This is a genomic window from Noviherbaspirillum sp. (assembly GCF_035254685.1).
In the GTDB taxonomy this organism is placed as follows: Bacteria; Pseudomonadota; Gammaproteobacteria; order Burkholderiales; family Burkholderiaceae_D; genus Noviherbaspirillum.
The window spans coordinates 222384-241765 of the sequence record NZ_DATFAI010000025.1 but is presented as its reverse complement, the minus strand read 5'-3'; the positions used below and the strand labels follow the sequence as shown (position 1 = coordinate 241765).

At 60.9% G+C, this 19382-nt stretch carries 17 protein-coding genes; 6 read left to right on the top strand and 11 right to left on the bottom strand.

Translation table 11 applies throughout. The annotated features are described in order from the left end of the window. Nucleotides 1-266: 266 nt before the first annotated feature. The 6 genes from adk to VJ698_RS12955 form a co-directional block, all read right to left on the bottom strand. On the bottom strand, nt 267-923 hold the full coding sequence (gene adk / locus VJ698_RS12980) for an adenylate kinase (RefSeq protein ID WP_324103189.1): 657 nt from the start codon (nt 921-923) through the stop codon (nt 267-269). Between the two features lie 122 nt (nt 924-1045). Further along, nucleotides 1046-1822, bottom strand: a complete 777-nt coding sequence (kdsB, locus tag VJ698_RS12975) for a 3-deoxy-manno-octulosonate cytidylyltransferase (protein ID WP_324103188.1) — start codon at nt 1820-1822, stop codon at nt 1046-1048. 58 nt (nt 1823-1880) lie between these two features. Then, nucleotides 1881-2072 carry a Trm112 family protein gene (locus VJ698_RS12970; protein ID WP_324103187.1) on the bottom strand — a complete coding sequence of 64 codons (192 nt, stop codon included), beginning with the start codon at nt 2070-2072 and terminating at the stop codon, nt 1881-1883. Next, the gene (gene lpxK / locus VJ698_RS12965) at nt 2053-3054 is read right to left on the bottom strand and encodes a tetraacyldisaccharide 4'-kinase (protein WP_324103186.1); all 1002 of its coding nucleotides are present in this window, start codon (nt 3052-3054) and stop codon (nt 2053-2055) included. The genes VJ698_RS12970 and lpxK overlap by 20 nt, the downstream gene beginning before the upstream one ends. An 8-nt stretch (nt 3055-3062) precedes the next feature. After that, on the bottom strand, nt 3063-3497 hold the full coding sequence (locus VJ698_RS12960) for a biopolymer transporter ExbD (protein ID WP_324103185.1): 435 nt from the start codon (nt 3495-3497) through the stop codon (nt 3063-3065). Between the two features lie 9 nt (nt 3498-3506). Beyond that, nucleotides 3507-4112, bottom strand: coding sequence for a MotA/TolQ/ExbB proton channel family protein (locus VJ698_RS12955; protein WP_324103184.1), 606 nt, complete (start codon nt 4110-4112; stop codon nt 3507-3509). Between the two features lie 313 nt (nt 4113-4425). Between VJ698_RS12955 and xseA the strand changes: the two genes are divergently transcribed. Beyond that, nucleotides 4426-5787 (top strand): exodeoxyribonuclease VII large subunit, encoded by a 1362-nt coding sequence (xseA, locus tag VJ698_RS12950; RefSeq protein WP_324103183.1) that lies wholly within the window; start codon nt 4426-4428, stop codon nt 5785-5787. A gap of 195 nt (nt 5788-5982) precedes the next feature. Then, nucleotides 5983-6561, top strand: coding sequence for a superoxide dismutase [Fe] (sodB, locus tag VJ698_RS12945; RefSeq protein WP_324103182.1), 579 nt, complete (start codon nt 5983-5985; stop codon nt 6559-6561). A 98-nt stretch (nt 6562-6659) separates the two neighbouring features. On the opposite strand, the gene VJ698_RS12940 is transcribed toward sodB, so the two are convergent. Both VJ698_RS12940 and VJ698_RS12935 read right to left on the bottom strand, forming a co-directional pair. Beyond that, nucleotides 6660-7736, bottom strand: coding sequence for a tellurite resistance/C4-dicarboxylate transporter family protein (locus VJ698_RS12940; RefSeq protein WP_324103181.1), 1077 nt, complete (start codon nt 7734-7736; stop codon nt 6660-6662). Between the two features lie 255 nt (nt 7737-7991). Continuing rightward, complete coding sequence (locus VJ698_RS12935; RefSeq protein WP_324103180.1) at nt 7992-9671, bottom strand: acyl-CoA dehydrogenase family protein; 1680 nt, start codon at nt 9669-9671, stop codon at nt 7992-7994. A 226-nt stretch (nt 9672-9897) separates the two neighbouring features. On the opposite strand from VJ698_RS12935, the gene VJ698_RS12930 reads away from it, so the two are divergent. Further along, nucleotides 9898-10521, top strand: a complete 624-nt coding sequence (locus tag VJ698_RS12930) for a TetR/AcrR family transcriptional regulator (protein WP_324103179.1) — start codon at nt 9898-9900, stop codon at nt 10519-10521. 159 nt (nt 10522-10680) lie between these two features. Here the strand turns inward: VJ698_RS12930 and VJ698_RS12925 are convergent, their stop codons facing one another. Next, the gene (locus VJ698_RS12925) at nt 10681-11322 is read right to left on the bottom strand and encodes a TetR/AcrR family transcriptional regulator (RefSeq protein WP_324103178.1); all 642 of its coding nucleotides are present in this window, start codon (nt 11320-11322) and stop codon (nt 10681-10683) included. Between the two features lie 133 nt (nt 11323-11455). Between VJ698_RS12925 and VJ698_RS12920 the strand changes: the two genes are divergently transcribed. Next, nucleotides 11456-12658 (top strand): acetyl-CoA C-acetyltransferase, encoded by a 1203-nt coding sequence (locus VJ698_RS12920; protein WP_324103177.1) that lies wholly within the window; start codon nt 11456-11458, stop codon nt 12656-12658. A gap of 11 nt (nt 12659-12669) precedes the next feature. Further along, entirely contained in the window at nt 12670-14820 is a 2151-nt protein-coding gene (locus VJ698_RS12915; RefSeq protein ID WP_324103176.1) for a 3-hydroxyacyl-CoA dehydrogenase NAD-binding domain-containing protein, read from the top strand. Between the two features lie 240 nt (nt 14821-15060). Here VJ698_RS12915 and VJ698_RS12910 read toward each other — a convergent pair whose 3' ends face one another. Continuing rightward, on the bottom strand, nt 15061-16188 hold the full coding sequence (locus VJ698_RS12910; protein WP_324103175.1) for an aminotransferase class V-fold PLP-dependent enzyme: 1128 nt from the start codon (nt 16186-16188) through the stop codon (nt 15061-15063). Nucleotides 16189-16536: 348 nt separating this feature from the next. Beyond that, nucleotides 16537-17436: a DMT family transporter gene (locus VJ698_RS12905; RefSeq protein WP_324103174.1), complete on the bottom strand. Its 900-nt coding sequence runs from the start codon at nt 17434-17436 to the stop codon at nt 16537-16539. Between the two features lie 324 nt (nt 17437-17760). On the opposite strand from VJ698_RS12905, the gene ctaD reads away from it, so the two are divergent. Then, complete coding sequence (gene ctaD / locus VJ698_RS12900) at nt 17761-19362, top strand: cytochrome c oxidase subunit I (protein WP_324103173.1); 1602 nt, start codon at nt 17761-17763, stop codon at nt 19360-19362. Nucleotides 19363-19382 lie beyond the last annotated feature (20 nt).

Sequence of the window (19382 nt, the reverse complement as noted above, 5' to 3'; positions counted from 1 at the left end):
GTTCACACCAAGATTAAAACAACGACACATTCCGGAGGACGGCGACGGCATATGCCTGCTGGTACAGATCGGTATCTGCTGTCGTCGTCCTGCGACTACTGCGCACTGCTAAACTTTTCCGTTACAACATTCCCAGTATTCTTGCATAACGCATTTTCAACCGGGAGAAAAAACAACTGCTCGGGTTTTGAAACTTGACCTTGATTAGTCCTGTAAAAAAATGCGGATATAAAAAAAGCGGACATGAGGTCCGCTTTTGCTTTCGTCTAATCAGCCAGTGCAGCGAAGGCCTTGTCCCGGATCGTTTCGACCGGGCCGACGCCGGCAATCTTCCTGTACTTCGGCGCTCCGGGCTGTCCGGACTTCGCCCACTTGTTGTAGTAGTCGACCAGCACTTCCGTCTGCTCGTGATAGACAGCAAGGCGCTTCCTCACTGTTTCTTCCTTGTCGTCATCGCGCTGGATCAGTTCTTCACCAGTGACGTCATCCTTGCCTGCAACCTTCGGAGGGTTGAACTTGACGTGGTAAGTACGTCCGGACGACTGGTGCACGCGACGGCCGCTCATGCGCTCGATGATCGCTTCATCGGGCACGTCGATTTCCAGCACGTAGTCGATCGCGACACCGGCTTCCTTCATGGCATCCGCCTGCGGAATGGTGCGCGGAAAACCGTCGAACAGATAGCCGTTCGCGCAGTCAGGCTGCTTCAGGCGATCCTTCACCAGGCCGATGATGATGTCATCCGAGACAAGTCCGCCCGCATCCATGACCTTCTTGGCAGCCAGACCCAGCGGAGTGCCCTCCTTCACGGCTGCTCGCAGCATGTCGCCGGTGGAAATCTGGGGAATGTTGAACTTTTCCTTGATGTAATTTGCTTGCGTGCCCTTACCGGCACCTGGCGGTCCTAAGAGGATGAGGCGCATGAGAGTTTCCTAGACTGGTTTTAAATTTTTTCGTGGTGACGGGGTTAGCTTCCCCCAAAGACATGCTTTTTATCACACAAACATTGCATGAAACTTACCACAGAATTCCCCCGTTTCGGCAGTTACCCGCCCGATTTCTTCGAAATTCCTTGATCGAAGTACTGCCGCACCCGCGCCAGATCCTCCGCCGTGTCCACACCCGCTGCGGGGGCATCCGGCGTGACATGGACTGCAATGGAATAGCCATGCCAGAGCACGCGCAACTGTTCGAGCGCCTCGATCTGTTCGAGCGGCGACTGCTCAAGCGCGGGATAGGCCTGCAGGAAGGCGTTGCTGTAGGCGTAAAGCCCTATGTGCCGCAATGGTCGGTACCCGTCCGGAACGCTCTCCCTCGACCTGGCGAAGGCATCACGATGCCAGGGTATGGTAGCGCGCGAAAAATAGAGCGCCCTGCCCGCCTTGTCGAGCACCACCTTGACCACGTTGGGGTTGAAAATGTCCGCAAGCTCGTAGATCGGATGCGCAGCGGTCGCCATCGGCACCTGGTCAGTGATGAGCCCGGCGGCGGCGGCGATCAGCGAGGGCGCAATCAATGGCTCGTCGCCCTGGACGTTGACAACAACATCGCCAGCGCCGAGCCCGAGTGCTGCAGCCACTTCGGCGATGCGGTCGGTGCCGGAAGGATGATCCGCGCGCGTCATGCGCGCCTCCACGCCGTACTGGCGGCAAGCGTTCACAATATCGGCATGATCGGTTGCAACTACCACTTGCGACGCGCCCGACTCGGCAGCGCGTTCCGCAACGCGAACCACCATCGGCTTGCCGCCGATGTCGGCCAGCGGCTTGTTAGGAAGACGCGTCGATGCAAGTCGCGCGGGAATGATGACGGTGAAAGACATCGGCTTCTCTGATTGCTGCCGGGCGTGCGCCGCAGCACGGCGCAGGGCGTGGAATTTTTCAGGCGGCGGAAGTCGGAGCAGGTGGCGCGGTGAGGTCGCGCGCCTGGTCGGCCCACATGATCGGAATGCCGTCCCGGATCGGGAACGCGAGCTTGTCCGGATTGCAGATCAGTTCCTGCGCATTCTTATCGTATTCAAGCGGCCCCTTGCACAGCGGGCAGACCAGGATATCAAGCAGTCGGGCGTCCACGACATTTCTCCACTATTCGTTCAGCCAGCGCGCGGTCGAGGCGCGCTGTCACAGGCACGACCCAAAGGCGCGGGTCGTTCTTTATCGTATCGATTTGCGTACATTTTACTGCATCCTTCTCGGTGATCAGGATGATATCTGCGGATACACGCGCAAATGGATTGTCGGCAAAGTCGTAGTGGTCGGGCAATGGCAGTTCCTCTATCGTCAAACCGGCACTGCGCAGCATGGCGAAAAACCGGGAAGGATTGCCGATGCCGGCCGCAGCGACGATGCGCTGTGAGCGTATTGCGTTCAGCGCGATCGACTGCGAGCGGTTCGAGAGACGTTCGGCAGTATCGCCGGCAATCTGCATGGGGAACCAGCCAGCACCGTGCGCCGGCTGGCGCACCGTATTGACGATGGTAAAGTCCCGCGGGCGCGAGGCCGGCTCGCGCAAGGGGCCGGCTGGCAGCATCCAGCCGTTGCCATGGCCGCGATCGTCGCTGATGATGATCTCGACGTCGCGCTCTAGGGCGTAATGCTGCAAGCCGTCGTCGGAAATGATCAGGTTCACTTCAGGATGCGCGGCCAGCATGGTCTGCGCCGCCGCGACACGATCACGCCCTACCATCACCGGGCATCCGGCGTGGTGTGCTATCAGCACCGGCTCGTCGCCGACATCGGCTGGTGTCGAGACTGCAGTGACCTCGACCGGCTGGCGGTTACGCGCACCGTAGCCGCGCGACACGACGCCGGGCACATAGCCGGCACGCCGCATCTGGTCGACCAGCCAGATAGTGAACGGCGTCTTGCCTGTGCCGCCGACGAAGATGTTGCCAACGATGATGACGGGAACGGAGAGACGCACGCTTTTCAGTGCGCCAGCCTGATAGAGCGTGCGTCGAATGGCAACCAGAAAGCGGAACAACAGGGAAACGGGGAACAACGCACTGGCCAGCAAGCCGCGCCGCATCCAGGAGCGGGGCAGCGCAGTGGCCATGCGCCGAGTCATTTCTTGCCGCTGGTTTGTGCGGCAAAGGTGACCTTGTCAAGTCCGGCCAGTCGCGCCGCCTCGAGCACATTGATGACTGACTGGTGCGTCGCCATCGCATCCGCATTGATGATGACAACCGGACCATTGCGCGACTGCGCCTTGGCGCCGACGGCGTTCTTCAGCTCTTCGGCGAGGGCTGCGGCGTCATGCGCGGCGACAGGCGAATTGTCAACGGCATAATGGCCCTGCGCATCGACACCCACGTTGATTTCCTGCGGCTGCTCGATGGCCTTCTCGGCATCGGCCGTGGGCAGGGTAATCTGCAAGGCGGTGAATTTGCTGTAGGTGGTGGTGATCATCAGGAAGATCAGGATCACCAGCAGTACGTCGATGAAGGGAATCAGGTTGATTTCCGGATCTTCGCGTCCCTGGCCTTTGCGGAAGTTCATGGTGTCGCCTTACTTGCGGGTGCCATGCACGGTGTCGACAAACTTCACTGCCTGCTGTTCCATGTCGACGATGAAGCTGTCGACCAGCGCGCGGAAATGGCGGTAGAACACAAGCGAAGGCATCGCAATCGCCAGGCCGAATCCGGTGTTGTACAGCGCCGTTGAAATACCGTGCGCCAGTTCGGCTGGATTGGCGCCGACCGCATTTTGCGCACCGAAGATCTCGATCATGCCGACAACGGTGCCAAACAGGCCCATGAGCGGCGCCAGGGTGGCGATCGTGCCGAGGGTGGTCAGGAAACGTTCCAGTTCGTGCGCGGCGCCGCGCCCGGCTTCTTCGATGGATTCCTTCATGACATCGCGCGGCGCGTTCACATTGCGCAGGCCGGCAGCCAGCACGCGGCCGAGCGGCGAATTCTGTTCCAGGTTGGAAATGATTTCCGAACTGATCTTGCCGTTGTGATAAACACGAATGACTTCATCCAGCAGGTTTGACGGAAGGATGCGGCTACGGCGAAGGTACAATATCCTCTCGATGATCAACGCCAGTCCGATGACGGATGCGATCAACAACGGCCAGATCGGCCAGCCGGCAGCTTGGATAATGGCGAGCAAAAGGGGCTCCTCGAGTTGAAATCAGTCGGATGCAGAATGTATCGTGTTGAGCCTTTGCGGGCAAGGCCATCTCGCTACAATACCGGGGAAAAAGTTCTTCACAAGCCCTGTGGATAACTTTGTGAGTAATTACCCTGCGCAACTAAAAGTGTTTGATTCCAAAAGGTTTTTGATTTCCATAAAGAAATCATGGAAATTCAGTTTTTCAAGCAAAATCAAGCACTTACTAGAGTACGATATTGTTTGTAACCAATTATGACAAAACGATGTCCAATTGGCGCGCCTGTGGAAAGGTTTTTCCTTGGAAGACCGCATGAATCTTAGAAGTCCGCTCGAAACTCCAGATTTGACGCCGCCCGTACTGACGGTTTCCTCCCTGAACCACGCCGTGGCGCGGATGCTGGAAAGAAATTTCCCGCTGGCGTGGGTTTCCGGCGAGATTTCCAATTTCACCAAGGCGGCATCAGGGCATTGGTATTTCACCCTCAAGGACGACAGTGCGCAGGTGCGCGCGGTAATGTTTCGTGGCCGTGCCCAATACGCCGGTTTCATTCCGCGCGAGGGTGACAAGGTCGAGGTGCGCGCACTGGTGACGCTGTATGCGCCACGCGGGGACTACCAGCTGAATGTCGAAGCCATCCGGCGCTCGGGAACGGGAAACCTGTTTGAAGCCTTCCTCAGGTTGAAGGAGAAGCTGGAGTCAGAAGGCCTGTTCGACCCGATGCGCAAACGGCCGCTGGCCCTGTTTGCCAGGACGGTCGGCATCGTCACCAGCCCGCAGGCGGCCGCCCTGCGTGACATCCTGAGTACCCTGCAGCGACGCGCCCCCCACGTCCGCGTGATCCTGTATCCGACGCCGGTCCAGGGAGAAGGCGCGGCGCAGAAAATTGCGCATGCCATCAACACGGCATCGGCGCGCGCGGAATGCGATGTGCTGCTGGTGTGCCGGGGCGGCGGCAGCATCGAAGACTTGTGGTCGTTCAACGACGAGGGCGTGGCGCGCGCGATTGCCGCCTGTTCGATGCCGGTCATCTCGGGCGTTGGCCATGAAACCGACTTCACGATTGCCGATTTCGCCGCCGATCTGCGCGCGCCGACGCCAACTGCAGCCGCTGAAATGGCCGCCGCGCCGCGCGCCGATTGGCTTGCCACGCTCGGCGCGCATGCCGACGACATTACCCGCGCATTTCGACGCTGGGTTGCCGAGGCAACCCAGACACTGGACTGGCTGTCGCACCGGCTGGTAAGCCCTGCCGCCTACATCGCCCATGAACGCCTGAAGCTGCACGGCCTGCAGACCCGCCTTGCACATGCCACGCGCATGCCGCTCAGCCAGGCCCGCTACAAACTGATGCACTTGCAGACGCGGCTCGCGACGCAGTTGCCGAAGACGGCGCGGGAGCGGGCATTACTTCATGAAATCATGCGACGCATCGGCACGCGCATGGCAACGCAGGCCGCCCAACGCCGACAGTCGCTTGCGGCGCTTGGCGCGCAGCTGGAGTTGCTGAACCCCGAACGTACACTGGAACGCGGCTACGCGATGATCATTGACAGCAAAGGAAGGATCATCCGCGCGCCCAAAGACCTACATCCGCGACAGACTGTCACCGTCAGGCTGGCGGAAGGCGGAGCCGAGGTCGGGATCGCGAGCGTACAGCCGATGCTGGAATGAATTTTTCCGCTGCCGAAGCAAGTTGTCCGGCGATAGACAAAATTGGCGGCACTTACCGCCATAAAAGCAACAAAGAGGTTTTTGCACTGGTTTGGCAATGCATCAATAACCCGCCGCATGCAGGTAATCCGCATCCGACATACAATTGAGGTCTTTCAAGAACAACATCAACCTTAAAACTAGAAAGGAAGCATCATGGAACATACCCTGCCCCCGCTACCCTACCCGATGGACGCACTTCAGCCGCACATGTCGAAGGAAACCCTGGAATACCATTACGGCAAGCACCATCAGGCATACGTCACAAACCTGAACAACCTGATCAAGGGTACCGAGTTCGAAAACGCCTCGCTCGAAGACATCATCAAGAAGTCGTCCGGTGGCGTGTTCAACAATTCGGCGCAGGTCTGGAACCATACCTTCTTCTGGAACTGCATGAAGCCGAACGGCGGCGGCGCTCCGGCCGGCGCGCTGGGCGATGCCATCAATGCGAAGTGGGGTTCCCTCGACAAGTTCAAGGAAGCATTCAACAAGTCCGCTGTCGGCAACTTCGGTTCCGGCTGGACCTGGCTGGTGAAGAAGGCCGACGGTTCGGTGGACATCGTCAACACCTCGAACGCCGCCACGCCGCTGACGACCGGCGACAAGCCGCTGCTCACCTGCGACGTGTGGGAACACGCTTACTACATCGACTACCGCAACGCACGTCCGAAGTTCGTCGAGGCATTCTGGAACCTGGTGAACTGGGATTTCGTGGCGAAGAACTTTGCCTGATCATTCCGGCACGTCATACGCAAAAAAGTAGCCAAGATGTACGTTAAAGAGCCCGCAAACGCGGGCTCTTTTTCATTTGAACCGCCATCGCCGGCGCGTCAGGCGCGTGCCTTCTCCTTGCCGAGGATGCCGACACGTTGCAGCAGGTCGAACACCAGCCCGATCAGGGTAATGGCCCACATGAACATGGCGATATAAAGAAAGACACGCGGCAGGAACTGGAGGAAGCCGAATTCCATCGCGTCAATCATGCGCCTGGTGGATGCGGCATACATCCCCAGCGGGAAGACGGCGCCCCAGTACAGCGGGTCGTAGGTGAGCGGAAAGCGCCTTGACACATAGCGCCAGAAACCGAGAATGAGCAGCATCGGTATCCACCAGGTGCCCGTCGCCCAGTAGAAGACCGTGAAGCCCTTGATGAAGGGAAGCAGCGAAAGCAGGTACGGTGCATCCGGCGCATTGATGATCAGCAGCGAACCGGCAAGCGTGGAGATCGCCATGGCGCCCATGTTGATCCAGTATGGCGGCGACAGGTCGCCGGGTGAAAACGGAAACAGGGTGTAGCGATAGAAGATGAGCGACATCATCCAGATGTACAGCATGCCGCCCCACAGCCACATCGAGAGCGCAAGGAAGTTGATTTCAAGCCGGTAAGGCTGATCGACATGTGCGGCCAGCAGCGCGCCGAGGACGGCGATGGATTGCGAGGCCACCACTGCCAGCAGCCAGCCGCCGCTAATGCCGCGATCCAGCGTCGGCTTGTGTTCCTTGATGGTGATGCCGGTGAAGATGGTATAGGTCAGCGCGATCCAGAGCAGGATGGCCACGCCCCACAGGATGCTGCCGGTGCGATAGTCGGCAGCAAGCACCACGAACTGGCTGCCGAGGATGTTTGTCGCTGCCACGGTCGTGAAAAAACCGGGACCGCGCAGGTGGTCGACCATGTCGCCGAAGAAGCGCCGGGGGAAGCGCACTGCGCGCAGCACGGTCAATACCCACAGGATGGCATAGGCTGCAATATTGAACCCGAACAGTGCGTGCGCGATGCGCGGATAGTCGAGCAGGTAGGAGGCGAGCGAAACGATGCCAGTTGCCATGACCATGCCGAAATATGCAGGCGACATGTCTGCAAGGTCCGCCATGATTCTTGTCTCCGGTTTGCTGTTGTCGGTCATGTAAATGGTCCTATGCCCCTGTTGAAGAATGACCTGCATGCGATAATTCATATACCGTCTATGCATGATTAGACCATTTGATTCGTCACAAGGCCAGACCTTCGAGACACATGCGCGCACCCGCCGTGGCTTTCGCCGGACGGATAGAAGGCGCTGAAGGGTCAGGATACCCTTCAATCAGCGCTATTTTTCTTGCCTCGTCCCCGCGAAGGCAGCTGGCCGCCCCGCGGGGATGAGGTTCAGGCCCAGCAGGGCCTACGCGGCCATCGGCAGGGCGCGTCTGATGATCGCGCCGCAATCCACCCCGCGCGGCAATCCCCCATAGACAAACCCGGTGCTTCCGCCTGACAGCCGCGAAGCGCAGAAAGCGTCGGCCACCGCCGGGTCGCCGTGCCGCACCAGCAGCGATCCCTGCAGCGCAAGCGCCATCTTCTCCACCACGCGCCGGGCGCGGTACTCGATGTCGGCCAGATCGGCGAACTCAGCCTGCATCTGCGCGATGTACTGATCGAGGCGCTTGTCGGCGCCAGCCGCGCGGCTCACTTCGGCCATGAAGGCATCGACGGATTCAGGGCTCTTGCCCATTGCGCGCAGCATGTCGAGGCATTGCACGTTGCCACTGCCTTCCCAGATCGAATTCACCGGCGATTCGCGGAGCAGGCGCGGCATGATGCTGTCCTCCATCACGCCGCTGCCGCCGATGCATTCCATCGCTTCGTACGCATGGCCGGGTGTGCGCTTGCAGATCCAGTACTTGCCAACGGCGGTGCCGACGCGCACGAGCAGGCGTTCCGATTGGCTGTCCACGCTGCGGTCGAGGGCACCGGCGACGCGCATGGTCATGGCAAGCGCTGCCTCGGTCTCGATGACGAGGTCCGCCAGCACGTTCTGCATCAGCGGTTGCTGCGACAGGAGCTTGCCGAAGGCGGAACGGTGCGCGCAGTGGTGCAAGGCCTGGACAGCCGCCTGACGCATGCCGCCGGAGGAGCCGATCATGCAGTCGAAGCGCGTCATGGACACCATCTTGAGGATGGTGGCGACGCCGCGCCCTTCCTCTCCGACCATCACCGCCCAGGCGCCGCGCAGCTCGGTTTCGCTCGATGCGTTGGCGACGTTGCCCATCTTGTTCTTCAGGCGCTGGATCTGCAGTGCGTTCTTGCTGCCGTCCGGACGCCAGCGCGGCAGCAGGAAGCAGGACAGCCCGCCCGGCGCCTGCGCGAGAACGAGGAAGGCATCGCACATGGGCGCAGACACAAAGTACTTGTGCCCGACCAGTTCATACGCCTGGCCGGGACCTTGCGCGCCGAGCGGATAGGCGCGCGTGGTGTTGGCACGCACGTCGGAACCGCCCTGCTTTTCCGTCATCGCCATGCCGATGGTGACACCCATCTTGTCGTTCGTCGGAACGTTGCGGTGGTCATAGTGACGCGCGAGGATCTTCGGCTCCCATTGGGCGGCAACATCGGGTTGGAGGCGCAAGGCGGGGATCGCGGCGGACGTCATGGTGATCGGGCAGCAATGCGCCGCTTCAACCTGGCTTTGCATGTAGAACTTCGCGGCGCGCGCGACTTGGGCGCCGGGCCGCGGATGGGTCCAGTGCGAGGAATGCAGGCCGTGCTCGATCGAGACTTGCATCAGGCGGTGATACGCAGGGTGGAAGCGTACCTCGTCGACCCGCCGGCCGTAGCGGTCATGCGTGTGGAGCACCGGCTTGTTTTCGTTGGCCTGGAAACCAAGTTCGATCATTTCCTGCGAACCGGCCAGCACACCGAAACCTTGCAGTTCGCCTTCTGCCCATGCGCCGTCTTCACGGGCGACGGCTTCGCGCAGGGCGAGGTCCTGCAGGTAGACGTTGTAGTCCTGCAGCGGTTGCGGCTGGTTTTGGACTTCGTGGGTTTCGGCAAGGTAGGAAGTCTTGAATTGAATGTCGTTCATTGGACCGCTCCACAGAATAGGTGCTGCGACAGGCGCGGCGGCCATGACTTCACTCACCGCGAGCGCCGAAAATATTTCCAAATTGAAAGTATGAATTCAAATTCATACTATTAGCTTCAAGTTAAGCATGCGGAACGCGACATGTCAACCCACTGGCGGACGACGCTTGTCCGTGCAAGATTGCCTCGGTTACACTGGCCGCCAAAAGACGTAAAGGAATCGTTCCATGGCTTACCGGCCGACCGAGAAGACCGAAGCGCGCAAGGCGGCGCAGCGACAACGCATCCTGGATGCGGGCGTACATATCGTGTCGGAAGGCGGATTCGGCGCGGTGACCATCAGCGCCATCGCGCAGCGCGCAGGGGTGGCGACAGGCGCCGTCTACATGCACTTCAGCTCGAAGGCGGAGCTCTGCGCCGAGATCTTCCGCCTCGCGACGCAAAAGGAAGTGGACGTAGTGCGCCAGACAGCCTTGCGCGAAGGGCCGCCTGCGCAGCGGCTGCTCAATACGATCCTTGCCTTCTCCAAGCGCGCGATCCGCGCGCGCCGCCTGGCCTTCGCCTTGATCGCCGAACCGGTCGATGCCTTGGTGGATGCGGAACGCCTGCGTTATCGCCACGCCTATGCGGAGATTTTCCGGCAACTGGTGGAAGACGGCATCCGGTCGGGCGACTTCCCCGCGCAGGACGCGTCCATCAGCGCTGCGGCGCTGGTCGGCGTGATCGCCGAAGCACTGGTCGGGCCGCTGATGTGGCAGGAAGGCCATCAGCCAGTGATCGAGGAAAATGCCTTGGTACACTCGATTCAGGCGTTCTGCCTGCGTGCGGTGGCGATGAAGTCACCGGAATGATCTGTTTATACCGATGAATTTGCTCGGTGGGGCTTGGCGCACAGCCATGCTGCGATGAGCGTTTTTTTGCTGTCCACGGAAAACACGAAAAACACAAAATCTTTTCCGTGTTTTTCGTGTTTTCCGTGGACAAGAACTTCTGTGTCCTGATCGGACAGCCTAGCCCAGCCCGCCCAGGAAGAATTCCACCGCCTGATCGGCCAGCTGGTCGATGCTCAGGCCCTTTCCCGGCTTGTACCACTGGATCGTGAAGTTGACGGCGCCGAGCATCAGCAGGCGCACCACCTTGCTGTCCGACTTGACGAGGCCGGCCTTTTTCAACTCGGCCAGAGCCTGCTGCCAGCGCGCGTCGTAGCGGTCCTTCAGGTCGATGATGCGGGCCTGATGTTCGGGACTGAGTGCGCGCCATTCGTGCAGCAGTACGGGGATGAAGTCGTGCCCCTCGGCGAGCACCGTTTCGAGATGCGAACGCACCAGCGCGCGGAATTTCTCGCGCGGCGGCAGATCGCTGGCGGCGATCCGTTCAGTGTCTTGCAGGCCGGCGACGAGCCCCTCCTCCATCACCGCGGCGAGGATGTCCTGCTTGCTCTTGAAATGATAGAACGGGCTCCCCGAGCGCATGCCGACGGCATCCGCGATATCGCGCACCGTGGTACCGTCGAAACCTTTCTCGCGGAACAGCCGGGCCGACACGCGGATGAGATCGGCGCGGCGATTACCCTCGTCCTCACTGATCGTGACAAGGGGACGTTTGCGGGGCGCGCGCCTCGGGCGCGGCGAAGATGGGGTGTGTTTGGACATGATGATGGCCACAATTATAGCGGCCGTCGCAGCCCATCATGCCGCACGGAATTAGAGGGCATCCACCAACCAAGCAGTTGCTTTGCAAAATACAGCGTCCTATGATGGGCGAATTACCGTCAAGGAGACAACCGTGACTGATGCCTTTATTTACGATGCCATCCGCACGCCGCGCGGAAAAGGGAAGAAAGACGGGAGCCTGCATTCCGTCAAGCCTGTCAGCCTGCTGTCCGGCCTGATGCACGAACTGCAGCGCGCCCATCAACTCGATACCGCCCTTGTTGACGACGTCGTGCTCGGTTGCGTTACGCCGGTCGCCGACCAGGGCGCCTGCATTGCGAAGACCGCTGCACTGGCCGCTGGCTGGGACTGGAAGGCCGCGGGCGTGCAGCTGAACCGTTTCTGCGCATCGGGGCTGGAAGCCGTCAATCTCGCCGCACAAAAGGTGCGTTCCGGCTGGGAAGAACTGGTCGTGGCCGGCGGCTTGGAGTCGATGTCACGCGTGCCGATGGGCTCCGACGGTGGTGCGTGGGCGGCTGATCCGGAAACGAGCTTCGAGACGGATTTCCTGCCGCAAGGCATCGGGGCGGACCTGATCGCCACGCTGGAAGGCTTCTCGCGCGAAGACGTGGATGCCTTCGCCATGCGCTCGCAGCAGAAGGCTGCGGCCGCACGTGCGGCGGGCCGGTTCAGGTCCGTGCATCCCGTGCGCGACCAGAACGGCATTGTGGTGCTGGCCGAGGATGAATTCATCAAGCCGCAGACAACCATGGAGACGCTGGCCGGGCTCAAGCCTTCCTTCGAGTCGCCCGGCAAGATGGGCTTCGACAGCGTCGCCATCCGCAAGTATCCGCAGGTCGAGCGCATCAACCATGTGCATACCGCAGGCAATTCCTCCGGCATCGTCGATGGCGCGGCGCTGGCATTGATCGGCAACGAAGTCATCGGCAAGCGCCTCGGTCTGACGCCACGCGCGCGCATCGTCGCCGCGGCAGTGACCGGCACCGACCCCACCATCATGCTGACCGGCCCCGCCCCCGCCTCCCGCAAGGCGCTGGAGAAGGCCGGGCTGGGCATCAGGGACATCGACCTGTTCGAGGTCAACGAAGCCTTTGCCGCCGTGGTAATGCGCTTCATGAAAGACCTCGATGTGCCTGAAGAGAAAATCAACGTCAATGGCGGCGCGATCGCGCTCGGCCATCCGCTGGGCGCAACCGGATGCATGTTGCTCGGCAACCTGATCGATGAGCTGGAAGCGCGCAATTTGCGGCGCGGGTTGATCACATTGTGCGTGGGCGGCGGCATGGGCATCGCCACCATCGTCGAACGGGTATAAGGAGAATTCGCATGAGCATCCAATGGCAAATGGCCGACGGCATCGTCACCCTCACCATCGACATGCCGGGGCAACCCGTCAACACCATGAACGCCGCCTTCCAGCAGGCGCTCGCCGACACGGTGGCGCGGCTGGAGAAGGAACGCGACGCGATCAAGGGTGTGATCGTCACGTCAGGCAAGGAGACGTTCTTCGCGGGCGGCGATCTGAAGGAGCTGATCGCAATTCCCGCCGACAAGGCGGAGGAATGCTTCCGCATGGTCGAAGGCATCAAGGCCGTCTTGCGCCGCCTTGAAAAGCTCGGACGTCCCGTCGTCGCCGCGCTGAACGGCAGCGCGCTGGGCGGCGGGCTAGAGCTCGCGCTCGCCTGCCATCACCGTATCAGCCTCGACAACGCCCGCATCCAGTTCGGCTTTCCGGAAGTGACGCTCGGTCTGCTGCCCGGCGCGGGCGGCGTGGTGCGCACGGTACGCCTGCTCGGCCTGCAGGAAGCCATGCCCTATCTCGTCGAAGGCAAGCGTATCGCACCGCAGGAAGCGCTGTCGAAAGGCTTCGTGCATGCGCTGGCGAAGGACAAGGATGACTTGATGGCGCAGGCACGCGCCTGGATCCTCGCGCATCCTGATGCGAAGCAGCCGTGGGACGGCGAAGGCTACAAGCTGCCGGGCGGCGCACCCAACACGCCGAAGCTGATGCCGATGCAGATGGTCGCACCGGCCATGCTCCGAGAGAAGACGCGCGGCAATTATCCGGCACCGGAGGCAATCCTGTGCGCGATGGTCGAAGGCGCGCAGGTCGATTTCGACAACGCGCTCGTCATCGAAGGCCGCTATTTCACGAAGCTGGCGACGGGACAGGTGGCCAAGAACATGATCGGCACCTTCTTCTTCCAGATGCAGGAAATCAGCGCAGGCAAGAGCCGCCCGCGCGAGGTGCCGAAATGGAAAGCAAGCAAGGTGGGCATCCTGGGCGCGGGCATGATGGGCGCCGGCATCGCCTGGGCGAATGCCATCAAGGGCGTGCCCTGCGTGCTGAAGGACGTGAGCGTCGAGCAAGCGCAGAAAGGCAAGTCCTACAGCGCGCGCCTGCTGGAAAAGCGCGTGCGCCAGGGCCGCGCGACGGAGGCCAAGGCGGCTGAAACGCTGCAGCTGATCCAGCCGACTGCGAGCGCTGCCGACCTGTCGGGTTGCGATTTGATTATCGAAGCGGTGTTCGAGAAACGCGAGCTGAAGGCCGAGGTGACACGCGAAGCCGCGCAATATCTCGCGCCGGGCGGCATCATGGCATCCAACACCTCGACGCTGCCGATCACCGGACTGGCGCAGGCCTTCCCGGATGCATCGCGCTTCATCGGCCTGCATTTCTTCTCACCGGTCGACAAGATGCAGCTGGTGGAAATCATACGAGGCGCGAAGACCTCGGAAGAAACGCTGGCGCGCGCCTATGACTATGTGCAGCAGATCGGCAAGCTGCCGATCGTGGTGAATGATTCGCGCGGCTTCTTCACCAGCCGCGTGTTTGCGACCTTCGTCAATGAGGGCATCGCGATGCTGGGCGAAGGCCTGCCGCCAGCGCTGATCGAGAATGCGGCGCTGTCGGTGGGCATGCCGGTCGGTCCGCTCGCCGTGCAGGACGAAGTCTTGCTGACGCTGTCACTGCACGTGACGAGCCAGATGCGCGCTGACTACGCGGCGGAAGGCAAGCCCTTCGTCGAGCATCCGGCGACTGCGATCGTGGAGCGCATGGTGAACGAGTTCAAGCGCGGCGGCAAGGCGACGGGCGCGGGTTTCTACGAGTATCCCAAAGATCCGTCGGTGAACGGCGGGAAGAAATTCCTCTGGCCGCAGCTGCACCAGTTGTTCGGCAGCAAGGATGCGTCGATTCCGTACGAGGATGTGCGCGACCGACTGTTGTATATCCAGAGCATCGAGACCATCCGCTGCCTGGAGGAGAAGGTGCTGGAATCGACGCGCGATGCGAATATCGGATCGATCTTCGGCATCGGCTTCCCGGGATGGACCGGCGGCGCGGTCCAGTTCGTGAATCACGTCGGCGTGAAGAAGTTTGTCGAGCGTGCGGAGCAGTTGTGCAGCCGGTATGGCGAACGCTTCGCGCCGCCTGCGTTGCTGCTGTCGCATGCGAAGGACAACGCGCCGTTCTGAACGGTAGCAAGCCGGCCGTTTCAAGTGCCCGCATTCCCCCGCAAATCAGCCGAAGCTTTCACGTTCGCGCAAAGTGCGTGACATGCAGCCTCTTCCCCCTTGCAGGGAGAAGGCTGGGATGGGGGCGCCCGGCGAGGGGTAGACTGGTTAGGCTGGCGCAGTCCAGTGTTCAACCTCACTACCCCCACCCTAGCCCTCCCCCTGCAAGGGGGAGGGAATTTCCAGGCCCTTCCAGCTTGCTTACAAAACGCGATCGAGCGCCTTCGCGATGTGATCAACCGTGCGATCGATGTTGTGCAGCTTGTCCAGCCCGAACAAGCCCATGCGGAACGTCTTGAAGTCGGCTGGCTCGTCGCATTGCAGCGGCACACCTGCAGCGATCTGCAATCCGACATCGGCGAACTTCGAGCCGGTGCGAATTCCATCATCGTCGGTGTAGCTCACCACCACACCCGGGGCTTCGAAACCCTTTGCGGCGACGCTCTTGATTCCCCTGCTCGCGAGCAGCGCGCGTACGCGATTGCCGAGTTCCTGCTGCTCGTCGCGGATCTTGTCGAAGCCGTAGGCCTGCATTTCCTTCATCGTGTCGTGCAGCTTTGCCAGCGCGTCGGTCGGCATGGTCGCATGGTAGGCGAAGCCGCCATTCTCGTAGGCTTCCATCATCTGCAGCCACTTGCGCAGATCGGCAGCGAAGCTGGTGCTGGTGGTCGAATCGATGCGCTCGCGGGCAAGCGGGCTCAGCATCACCAGCGCGCAGCATGGTGACGAGCTCCAGCCTTTTTGCGGTGCGCTGATCAGGATGTCGATACCGTTGGCTTCCATGTCGACCCAGATCGCGCCCGAGGCGATGCAATCGAGCACGAACATGCCACCGACGGAATGCACCGCATCGGCCACGGCGCGCAGGTAACTGTCCGGCAGGATCATGCCGGAAGCGGTCTCCACATGCGGAGCGAAGACGAGGTCCGGTCTGGTTTCCCTGATGGCGGCAACGACTTCCTCGATGGGCGCGGGCGCAAAGGCCGCTTGCCGCCCGGCCTCGACCGGACGCGCCTTGAGTACGGTGGATGATGCGGGGATGCTGCCCATGTCGAAGATCTGTGTCCAGCGATAGCTGAACCAGCCGTTGCGGATCACCATGCATTTCTTGCCGGTCGCGAACTGGCGGGCGACGGCTTCCATGCCAAAGGTACCGCTGCCGGGCACAACGATGGCCGACCTGGCCTTGTAGACTTGTTTCAAGGTCGCGGAAATGTCGCGCATCACGCCTTGAAAGAGTTGAGACATGTGGTTGAGTGCGCGATCGGTGAATACGACCGAAAATTCGAGAAGTCCGTCGCGATCGACGTTGGGGAGTAAACCTGGCACGCTCACCTCCGGAAAAAATAGGAATAAAAACCGGCCGCCTATGCTTGAATGCAAGCTGACCATGAGAGCCTGTTTGATATCTTTTTGGCAGGTGTGCAGCCTCGAGAACCGGCCAGATACTAGGCGCAACGACGCGCGGTGGCGGTTCCACGGCAAGGAGTTGCAACAACGTAGATGGCCGGTTATCGGGGTTGCGCACCTGCCAAAAAGGTGTCGAACAGGCTCTATCGATTCTACCGGAAGCCGCCTGTAACTTGCTGTAGCTTGCACAAAGGGAAATGCAGTGCGTAGGCCCGCATGATCTGCGTCAATTCGAGCAGCAATCCCGCGACGTGCACATGGGTTTTGTCATCGGCGAGAAGAAAAGATAATGCCGCCGACGATCAGCACAAACGCCGCTGCATGGAAAAGATGTGGCGGTTCGCCAAGGAAAGCCGAGGACATGATGGCGGCGAACAGTGGCGTGAGATTGTTGAAGAAGCTCGCAATGCCTGGGCCTGCGCGCTGCACGCCGGTGCCCCAGCAACGGTAGGCGATCACCGCGGGCCCGATGGCGATGAAGAGCAGCGCCGCCACCAGCGCCCAGCTCCAGGCAATGTGCGCATCGCCCACCGACCATTCTCCGGCGACAAACAGGAACGACCAGATCAGCCCGTAGACGATCTGTGCAAGAAGGAATGCCGCCCAGTTGCTGCGAATTTCCTTGGGGTCTTTCGGCTGGATCAACATCCAACTGTAGAAAGACCAGGAAATGGTGGCGAGGATCATGAAGACATCTCCCGGGACCAGCCGCATCGCCATCAGCTGATGCCACTCGCCGCGGCTCAGCACGACCAGCACGCCGGCAATCGAGAGCACTGCGCCGACGATCTGCCTGCCTCTTACCGTGGCGTGGAAGAACAGCGTTCCGATCAGCAGCATCCACACCGGCATGCTCGCGCCAACGAGCGTCACGTTGATCGGCGTCGAACTCTGCAGCGCCAGGTATTGCAGCGAGTTGTAGAGACCAACACCGACCAGCCCGAGCACGGCGAAGCGGCGCCAGGACGTCCACAGGCCACTGCCCTTGCGGAAGATGAAGCCGCCATAAGGCAGCAGGATCACCAGCGCGATAGCCCAGCGCAAGAAATTGAGCGTCATCGGCGGCACCCAGGCGTGCACCATGCGGCCGACAACGGCGTTGCCTGCCCAGAGCAGGGGCGGAATGGTGAGCAGGAGTGCGGTGGATGGCGTCAGTCTTGAATGCATGGCGTGGCGTTGTTGTGATGTCCGGCACCGCAACGAGTGGCGATGCCAAGGGAAGCATAAGGGAAGCATCATAGCGAAAATCCGGAAAACGCGACGACGGTGAGGTTCCCGCAGAGCATTTGCTCTGTCCTGCAGGCAGGGAAAGCCGACCATGGTTTGATCAGGATCAGAACCTGTCAGCGCGCTCTCGCGATCCGATCCGCTGGACATGGTCATACCTTGTCCAGCCGGGATGTGCGACGCATTCCTGCGACCTTTATCCACTTCCGCCTGCACACGGTGCATGGGCAAGCACCGTCGCGGCTATTCATCCGGAGGCCCCACATGGCCGTCACGACCACCGCCGATCATGCGCACGATGGCGCACATGACCACGCAGCACATGACCACCCGCACGGCTGGCAGCGCTGGCTGTTTGCCACCAACCACAAGGATATCGGCACGCTGTACCTGTGGTTCTCGATCGTCATGTTCCTGTTCGGCGGTGTCCTTGCCATGCTGATCCGCGCCGAGCTGTTCCAGCCCGGGCTGCAGATCTTCCGGCCCGAGGTCTATAACCAGCTGGTGACGATGCACGGGCTGATCATGATCTTCGGTGCCATCATGCCCGCCTTCGTCGGCTTCGCGAACTGGATGATCCCGCTGCAGATCGGCGCATCCGACATGGCCTTCGCGCGCATGAACAACTTCTCGTTCTGGCTGCTGCCGCCCGCCGCCATCCTGATGGCATCGTCCTTCTTCGTTGCCGGCGGCGCAGCCGCGGCGGGATGGACCATGTATCCGCCGCTGTCGATCCAGATGGGCATCAGCATGGACATGACCATTTTCGCGGTGCACATCATGGGCGCCTCGTCGATCATGGGTGCGATCAACATCATCACCACTATCCTCAACATGCGCGCCCCCGGCATGACGCTGATGAAGCTGCCGATGTTCTGCTGGTCCTGGCTAATCACCGCCTACCTGCTGATCGGCATCATGCCCGTGCTGGCCGGCGCGGTCACGATGATGCTGACCGACCGCCACTTCGGCACCTCGTTCTTCAACGCGGCAGGCGGCGGCGACCCCGTGATGTACCAGCACGTGTTCTGGTTCTTTGGCCACCCCGAGGTCTACGTCATGATCCTGCCGGCCTTCGGCATCATCTCGCAGATCATTCCCACCTTTGCGCGCAAGCAGCTGTTCGGCTATGCCTCGATGGTCTATGCCATCGCGTCGATCGCGATCCTGTCGTTCATCGTCTGGGCGCACCACATGTTCACCACCGGCATGCCAGTCACCGGCCAGCTGTTTTTCATGTACGCGACCATGCTGATCTCGGTACCGACTGGCGTGAAGGTGTTCAACTGGGTGGCGACGATGTGGAAAGGATCGCTCAGTTTCGAGACGCCCATGCTGTTCGCCGTGGGCTTCATCTTCGTGTTCACCATCGGTGGTTTCTCCGGCTTGATCCTGGCCGTGGCGCCGATCGACATCCAGATGCAGGACACCTATTACGTGGTCGGGCACTTCCACTACGTGCTGGTGGCCGGCTCGCTGTTCGCGCTGTTCGGCGCGTTCTATTACTGGTCACCGAAATGGACCGGCCACATGTACAACGAATGGCGCGGCAAGTTCCATTTCTGGAACTCGCTGATCTGGGTCAACGTGAGCTTCTTCCCGATGCACTTCCTCGGCCTGGCCGGCATGCCGCGTCGCTATGCCGACTACCCGGCGCAATTCACCGACTTCAATATGCTGACATCCATCGGCGCCTTCCTGTTCGGCCTGACGCAGGTGTACTTCGTCTTCTTCGTCGTGATCCCGACCATTCGCGGCGGCAAACCGGCGGAAGCCTCACCCTGGGAAGAAGCGCAAGGTTTGGAATGGACTGTGCCAAGCCCGGCACCGTTCCATACCTTTGAAGTGCCGCCGCTGGTGAAATGACAGGCATGCGCGGAGGGACG

Coding starts and splice junctions, on each gene's coding strand:
- VJ698_RS12940 (WP_324103181.1), bottom strand. CDS start 7,736: ATGACCGACAACAGCAAACCGGAGACAAGAATCATGGCGGACCTTGCA.
- kdsB (WP_324103188.1), bottom strand. CDS start 1,822: ATGTCTTTCACCGTCATCATTCCCGCGCGACTTGCATCGACGCGTCTT.
- ctaD (WP_324103173.1), top strand. CDS start 17,761: ATGGCCGTCACGACCACCGCCGATCATGCGCACGATGGCGCACATGAC.
- adk (WP_324103189.1), bottom strand. CDS start 923: ATGCGCCTCATCCTCTTAGGACCGCCAGGTGCCGGTAAGGGCACGCAA.
- VJ698_RS12935 (WP_324103180.1), bottom strand. CDS start 9,671: ATGAACGACATTCAATTCAAGACTTCCTACCTTGCCGAAACCCACGAA.
- sodB (WP_324103182.1), top strand. CDS start 5,983: ATGGAACATACCCTGCCCCCGCTACCCTACCCGATGGACGCACTTCAG.
- VJ698_RS12905 (WP_324103174.1), bottom strand. CDS start 17,436: ATGCATTCAAGACTGACGCCATCCACCGCACTCCTGCTCACCATTCCG.
- lpxK (WP_324103186.1), bottom strand. CDS start 3,054: ATGGCCACTGCGCTGCCCCGCTCCTGGATGCGGCGCGGCTTGCTGGCC.
- VJ698_RS12925 (WP_324103178.1), bottom strand. CDS start 11,322: ATGTCCAAACACACCCCATCTTCGCCGCGCCCGAGGCGCGCGCCCCGC.
- VJ698_RS12960 (WP_324103185.1), bottom strand. CDS start 3,497: ATGAACTTCCGCAAAGGCCAGGGACGCGAAGATCCGGAAATCAACCTG.
- VJ698_RS12915 (WP_324103176.1), top strand. CDS start 12,670: ATGAGCATCCAATGGCAAATGGCCGACGGCATCGTCACCCTCACCATC.
- VJ698_RS12930 (WP_324103179.1), top strand. CDS start 9,898: ATGGCTTACCGGCCGACCGAGAAGACCGAAGCGCGCAAGGCGGCGCAG.
- xseA (WP_324103183.1), top strand. CDS start 4,426: ATGAATCTTAGAAGTCCGCTCGAAACTCCAGATTTGACGCCGCCCGTA.